Origin of the sequence: Kitasatospora sp. NPDC056446 (assembly GCF_042796115.1) — a bacterium.
In the GTDB taxonomy this organism is placed as follows: domain Bacteria; phylum Actinomycetota; class Actinomycetes; order Streptomycetales; family Streptomycetaceae; genus Kitasatospora.
In genome coordinates, this window is record NZ_JBHTRF010000097.1 from 21,591 (window position 1) to 27,590 (window position 6,000).

Genomic DNA, 6,000 nt, shown 5'->3' on the forward strand with positions numbered 1-6,000 from the left:
TCACGCCGGGGCCGACGCGCTGACGAAAGAGTACGGGGGCGGTGGGCCCGGGGGGACGGGGTCTGCCAAGTCGGCATACCGGACGGTACGAAAGGGCGGCTCCGGGCGCGGGCCCCGGCGTGGAGCGCGGCGCGGGCCCGGGTGCGGACCCGGGCCCGGGCGTCGTCAGCGCTCCGCTCCCACCCCGTGCTGGGCGGCCTCGACGGTGTGGTGCAGGTCCGCGGTGGCCTCCAGGGTGGCGCCGGTGCTCAGGGCCAGGCAGACGCCCAGGGCCAGGGCGACGGCCCGCAGCCCGGTGCCGGGGGCGGCGGCCGGGCGGGGCTGGAGCAGGGCGGCGACCCGGCGCGGGACCGGGCCGGAGTGGGCGGCGGGGGCCAGCCGGGGCCGGGCGGGCCAGGGGTCGCGGTTCGCGGCGAGGGCGGCCCGGCCGACCGCGCGGGCGGTCACGGCGCGGTCGCCGACCCGGGCCGCCGCCACCTCGTCGGCCCAGCGCTCCAGGTGGTACCCGAGGGGCGCCCGCAGCGGGCGGAGCGCCGGGTGGATGCCGGCGGCGTGTTCGGCGAGGGCCAGAAAGACGTGGTGGCGGGCGGCCAGGTGGGCCCGTTCGTGGGCGAGCAGGGCGGAGCGCTCGGGTCCGCTGAGGGCGCGCAGCATGCCGGCGGTGACCACGATCCGGCCGGGTTCGCCCGGTCGGCCGGGGCGGCCCAGGCGGCCGGGCAGGGCGAAGGCGTCGGCGCGCTCGTCGTCCAGGACGGCGAGCGGGGGTTCGGCGGGGCGCAGCAGGGCCCGGACGCTCCTGAGCGGTGAGGCGGCGGCTCGCGGCAGGGCCCCGAGCGGGGACCGGGCGAGCCGGAGCAGGGCGCCGAAGCGCTCCGGGGTGCGCGCCCGGCGCACGGGGGCGCGCCGGGGGCGCGTGTCCGGATGCTGGTCGGCGGCCGGGAGGGAGGCCCGGGCGGTGCGCAGTTCCCGTCGTCGGCGGCGGCCCGTGCGCACCGCGAGCGCGGCCAGCGCGGCGAGCGCCAGGGTGGCGGCGACGGCCGCGAACGGGGCGTCCGGCGCGGCCGTGGTGAGCCAGGGCAGCGAGAGGTGGCCGAGGGCGGCGACCGGCGGCAGTTGGAGCAGCCCGGCGGCGGCGATCAGGCCGAGCGAGCCCAGGGTGCCGCCGGCCAGGACGACGGCGCTGCCGGCCAGCATCCAGGCGGCGGCCCGCGGCGACAGCGCCTCGGCGAGGCGGCGGGCCAGCGGGGCGGCCAGGAAGGGCAGCAGCAGCGGGACCCAGACGCTGAGCATCATCGGTCGGCCGCCCCCTGTCCGCCGGTGCCGGGGTAGCCGCCCGGGTAGGCCGCGCCGGGGTGGCCGGTGCCGTCGCCGAGCAGGTCGCGCAGCAGTTGCTCGTCCTCGGCGGAGAGGTCGGAGACGAAGCGGGCCAGCACGGTGGAGCGGTCGGCCTCGCGGCCCAGCTCGGTGTGCATCCGGCGGGCGGCGAGGCCCGCGGTGTCCTGGACGGTCGGGGTGTAGGCGTACGCCCGGCCGGCCCGGGTGCGCTCGACGGTCCCCTTGTCGTGCAGCCGGGCCAGGATCGTCGCGATCGTGGTGCGGGCGAGGTCCCCGCCGAGCGCCGCCTGGACGTCCTGCGGCGTCAGCGGCTGCCTGGCCGACCAGAGCGCGGCCAGCACCTCGGCCTCCAGCTCTCCGGCGGGCCGGCGGGCGGACGGTACGTCGGACATGGCGGCGCTTCCTCCAAGTTTCGTCTACAGTCGTGTAGACCGTCTACGACACTGTAGACGGTCGGGGCGGCTCCTGCCGTGAACCGCCTCCAACGTACGGGAGGTCCGTAGGCCTTGCTCCAGTTCCCCGTCGATCCGGTCGTTCACCTCGCGGTGAACCCGCTGGACGCGTCCTCACTGCTCGCGGCGTTCGGCGCGCTCGGCATCGCCGTGGTGCTGTTCGCCGAGACCGGACTGCTGGTCGGCTTCTTCCTGCCCGGCGACTCGCTGCTGTTCACCGCCGGACTGCTCTGCGTGCCCGGCGCGACCAAGGGCCCGCAGCTGGAACTGTGGCAGGTGCTGCCCGCGGCCCTGGCCGGGGCCCTGGTCGGAGCCCAGGTCGGCTACCTGATCGGCCGGCGCGGCGGGCGGGCGCTGCTGCGCCGCACCCGGCGCAAGAGCCTGTTGCAGGGCGTGCAGCGGGCCGAGGAACTGCTGGCCAAGTACGGCCACGGCAAGGCGATCGTGCTCGCCCGGTTCATCCCGGTGGTCCGAACGGTGCTGAATCCGCTGTGCGGCGTGCTCGAAGTGCCGGTCCGCTCGTTCACCCTGTGGCAGGTCCTCGGCGGCGCCGTGTGGACGGTCGGCGTGGTGCTCGCCGGGTACGCGCTCGGGGCGTCGGTTCCCGGGATCGACGGATACCTGCTCCCGATCATCGGTCTGGTAGTAGTTGTCTCCGTGTTCCCCATTGTTCTCGAACTGTTCCGCGCCCGTAAGGCGCCACGTCACGGAGGTGACGCGTGATGTCCTCTCGGGCCCTGGCCGTCTACGACGGCAGCGGCATCGACGGCGGCCTCTACACCCGGGTCAACGGGTGGGCGCAGTCGGCCCCGCACTGGCTGGACGAACTGATCAAGGTCTGGTCGGCCCTCGGCCTCGGACTCTTCGCGGTCTTCATGCTCTGGGCCTGGTGGCGGGCGCGCGGCGCGGACTCCGCCGTGATGGCCAGGGTGCTGGCCTCACCGCTGATCGTGGTCGTCGCGTACGTCGTCAACTCGGTGTTCAAGGGCATGGTGGAGGAGCTCCGGCCCTGCGCGCAGATCCCCGGCAGCGTCTCGCTGGAGACCTGCCCGGGCACCGGGGACTGGTCCTTCCCGAGCAACCACTCGGTGATCGCCTTCGCCGCCGCGGCCGCGCTCTGGTTCGTCAACCGGCGGCTCGGCTGGGTGGCCGGCCTGTTCGCGGTGCTGATGGCCGCCTCCCGGGTCTGGGTCGGCGTGCACTACCCGCACGACGTGGCGGTGGGCGCCCTGGTCGGCCTGCTGGTCGCGGTGGCGCTGGCGCCGCTCGCCGGGCGCTGCGGGCCGCTGGTGGACCGGATGCGGTCCGGTGCGCTGCGGCCGCTGCTCGGGCCCGGCGAGCCGCCGGCCGTGAGCCGCGGGTACGCGGCGTCCGGGGCGCAGCGGTACTGACCGCGGCGGTACTGCCGCAGCGGATCCGCCCGGTCCGCCCGGTCCGCCGGGTCTGCCGGGTCTGCCGGGTCCGCCGATCCGGCCGAATCCGCTGAATCGGCCGATCCCGCTGATTCCGCTGATTCCACCGATCCCGCCACCCTTGTTCGGCCGGGGCGTCGGGTAGAGCATGTGAGCCGGGTGCGGGGCCTCCTCGGGGGCCCCCGCCCGGCTCAGTCGTGCTCGGGGCGCGAGAGCGCCGGGCGTGCCAGTGGAGGGAGTGCCGAATGCCGTACAGACTCGACATCGAGCAGGGGGACTGGCCGGGGGACCTGCTGCACAAGGGCGTCGAGGGCCTGCTCGCGGAGGCCATGGTGCTCACCCTCGCCACCGCCGGCCACGAGCACGGACCGCACGCCAACCTGGCCTTCTTCGCGTACGACGAGGACCTGGTCCTGTACTTCGTCAGCGAGCGCTCCACCCGGCACAGCCACCACCTCGCCGAGGAGGCCCGGGCCGCCGCCACCGTGTTCCTGCCGCCGCCGGTCTTCGGCGAGCAGCTGCGCGGGCTGCAGCTGACCGGCAGCGCGAGCGAGGCCTGGGGGCGGCAGGCGGAGGCGGCGCTGGCCGCCTACCAGGGGCGGTACCCGTCCTTCGCGCAGGACGAGGACGTCCGGCGGCAGTTCCTCACCGGGGGCGGGGCGGCGGCGCTGTACCGGTTCCAGGTGGAGGAGCTGACGGCGGTGGACGAGCCCAACTTCGGGCGGCGCAACTACCTGCGGGCCCGGGTGGTGCGCTCCTAGGGTCGGCTCGGGGGCGGGTCGGTGGCCCGGGGTCGGGCTGGTGGCCGGTGGCCCGGGCGACGGAACGTACTGCCGGGTTGGCTATACAACTTTTCAGGTGGTTCATCTGAGGGACGGCGTTCCGACGCCCCTCGGACACCTGGGCGCACCAGCCTGGCCGCATGAGAGTCATCGTCGTAGGAGCGGGCGTGCTGGGCACCATGCACGCCTGGCAGGCCGTCGAGCGCGGCCACGAGGTCGTCCACCTGGAGCGCGAGGCCGAGGCGCGCGGCGCCTCGGTGCGCAACTTCGGCCTGGTCTGGGTCAGCGGCCGGGCGCAGGGCGAGGAACTGGACACCGCGCTGCGCGCCCGCGAACTGTGGGAGCACATCGGCACCCGCGTCCCGGACCTCGGCTTCCGGGCCAACGGCTCGCTCACCGCGATCCGCACCGAAGCCGAACTCGCCGTCGCCGAGCAGGCCCTGACCCTGCCGGACGCCGCCGCCCGCGGCTACCGGCTGCTCGACGCCGACGAGACCAGGGCCGCCGCCCCCGCCCTGCGCGGCAAGCTCCTCGGCGCCCTGGCCTGCGAGCGCGACGCCGCCGTCGAGCCCCGCACCGCCCAGCCCGCGCTGCGCGCCGCCCTGGAGGCCAGCGGCCGCTACACCTTCCTGCCCGGACGCGAGGTGCGCGACGTGGTCGGCGAGAACGCCGTCCGCGACGACCACGGCGACGTCCACACCGGCGACCTGGTGGTCCTCTGCACCGGCGCCTGGCTCGGCGGCCTGGTCCGCGAACTCGCCCCCGCCCTGCCCGTCCGCCGGGTCCGGCTCCAGATGATGCAGACCGACCCGCTCGGCGAGACCCTGGGCAGCTCCGTCGCCGACGGCGACAGCTTCCGCTACTACCCCGCCTTCGCGGGCACCGCCCTGGACCGGCTGCGCGAGGTGCAGCCCCAGCCGGAGACCGCCGCCGAGCACAAGATGCAGCTGCTGATGGTCCAGCGGCGCGACGGCGGACTGACCATCGGCGACACCCACGAGTACGACCAGCCCTTCGGCTTCGACGTGGTCGAGGACCCGTACGACCACCTGGTCGGCGTCGCCGAGGACCTGCTCGGCCGCCCGCTGCCGCGGATCCGCCGCCGCTGGGCCGGCGTGTACGCGCAGTGCGTCGACACCACCCGGGTGGTCCACCGCGAGCGCGTGCGCGACGGCGTCTGGCTGGTCACCGGCCCGGGCGGCCGCGGCATGACCTGCTCGCCGGCCATCGCCGAGACCACCGCCGAACTCGCCAACTTGTAAGGGACACCACCGTGACCGACGACATCCGCCTGGTCGTGCTCGACATGGCCGGAACCACCGTGGCCGACGACGGCCTCGTCGAACAGGCCTTCACCGCGGCCGCCGCCGCACTCGGCGTCGAGGCCGGCAGCCCGGCCTTCGAACCGATGCTGGCCCACGTCCGCGCCACCATGGGCGAATCCAAGATCTCCGTCTTCCGGCACCTGTTCGGCGAGGAGGACAAGGCCCAGCGGGCCAACCTGGCCTTCGAGGCCGCGTACCACGACCTGGTCGACGCCGGCCACTGCGCCGCGCTGCCCGGCGCCGCCGAGGCGATCGCCGAACTGCGCGGCCAGGGCCGGAAGGTGGTCCTCACCACCGGCTTCTCGCGGGCCACCCAGGACCGCATCCTCAAGGCCCTCGGCTGGGAGTCGATCGCCGACCTCACCCTCTGCCCCGCCGAGGCCGGCCGCGGCCGCCCCTACCCGGACCTCGCGCTCACCGCGCTGCTGCGTACGGGCACCGACTCGGTGCGGCAGACCGCCGTCGTCGGCGACACCGGCTACGACATGCTGACCGGAACCCGGGCCGGCGCCACGGTCGTCGCCGGCGTCCTCACCGGCGCCCACGACGAGGCCCGCCTGCGGGCGGACGGCGCGACCCACGTGCTCGGATCGGTGGCCGAACTGCCCGCGCTGCTGGGCTGACCGGCCCGGCACCCCGGGGAGGGGGGGGGGGGGGGCGCGGGGGCGACCCCCCCCCCCCCCCCCACCCCCCC

At 75.9% G+C, this 6,000-nt stretch carries 7 protein-coding genes; 5 read left to right on the forward strand and 2 right to left on the reverse strand.

Annotated elements, in window-relative coordinates:
- Nucleotides 1–165: 165 nt before the first annotated feature.
- On the reverse strand, nucleotides 166–1,293 hold the full coding sequence (locus tag ACFQ6N_RS36025) for a M48 family metalloprotease (RefSeq protein WP_380658248.1): 1,128 nt from the start codon (nucleotides 1,291–1,293) through the stop codon (nucleotides 166–168).
- Nucleotides 1,290–1,727: a BlaI/MecI/CopY family transcriptional regulator gene (locus tag ACFQ6N_RS36030; protein WP_380658250.1), complete on the reverse strand. Its 438-nt coding sequence runs from the start codon at nucleotides 1,725–1,727 to the stop codon at nucleotides 1,290–1,292. The genes ACFQ6N_RS36025 and ACFQ6N_RS36030 overlap by 4 nt, the downstream gene beginning before the upstream one ends.
- A 114-nt stretch (nucleotides 1,728–1,841) precedes the next feature.
- On the opposite strand from ACFQ6N_RS36030, the gene ACFQ6N_RS36035 reads away from it, so the two are divergent.
- From ACFQ6N_RS36035 to ACFQ6N_RS36055, 5 genes are all read left to right on the forward strand, one after another.
- On the forward strand, nucleotides 1,842–2,510 hold the full coding sequence (locus ACFQ6N_RS36035) for a DedA family protein (RefSeq protein ID WP_380658252.1): 669 nt from the start codon (nucleotides 1,842–1,844) through the stop codon (nucleotides 2,508–2,510).
- Nucleotides 2,510–3,178 (forward strand): phosphatase PAP2 family protein, encoded by a 669-nt coding sequence (locus ACFQ6N_RS36040; protein ID WP_380658255.1) that lies wholly within the window; start codon nucleotides 2,510–2,512, stop codon nucleotides 3,176–3,178. Before ACFQ6N_RS36035 ends, ACFQ6N_RS36040 begins: the two co-directional genes overlap by 1 nt.
- 266 nt (nucleotides 3,179–3,444) lie before the next feature.
- Entirely contained in the window at nucleotides 3,445–3,960 is a 516-nt protein-coding gene (locus ACFQ6N_RS36045; RefSeq protein ID WP_380658256.1) for a pyridoxamine 5'-phosphate oxidase family protein, read from the forward strand.
- A 161-nt stretch (nucleotides 3,961–4,121) separates the two neighbouring features.
- Nucleotides 4,122–5,243, forward strand: coding sequence for a TIGR03364 family FAD-dependent oxidoreductase (locus tag ACFQ6N_RS36050; protein WP_380658257.1), 1,122 nt, complete (start codon nucleotides 4,122–4,124; stop codon nucleotides 5,241–5,243).
- An 11-nt stretch (nucleotides 5,244–5,254) separates the two neighbouring features.
- Nucleotides 5,255–5,929 (forward strand): phosphonatase-like hydrolase, encoded by a 675-nt coding sequence (locus ACFQ6N_RS36055; protein WP_380658259.1) that lies wholly within the window; start codon nucleotides 5,255–5,257, stop codon nucleotides 5,927–5,929.
- Nucleotides 5,930–6,000: the final 71 nt, after the last annotated feature.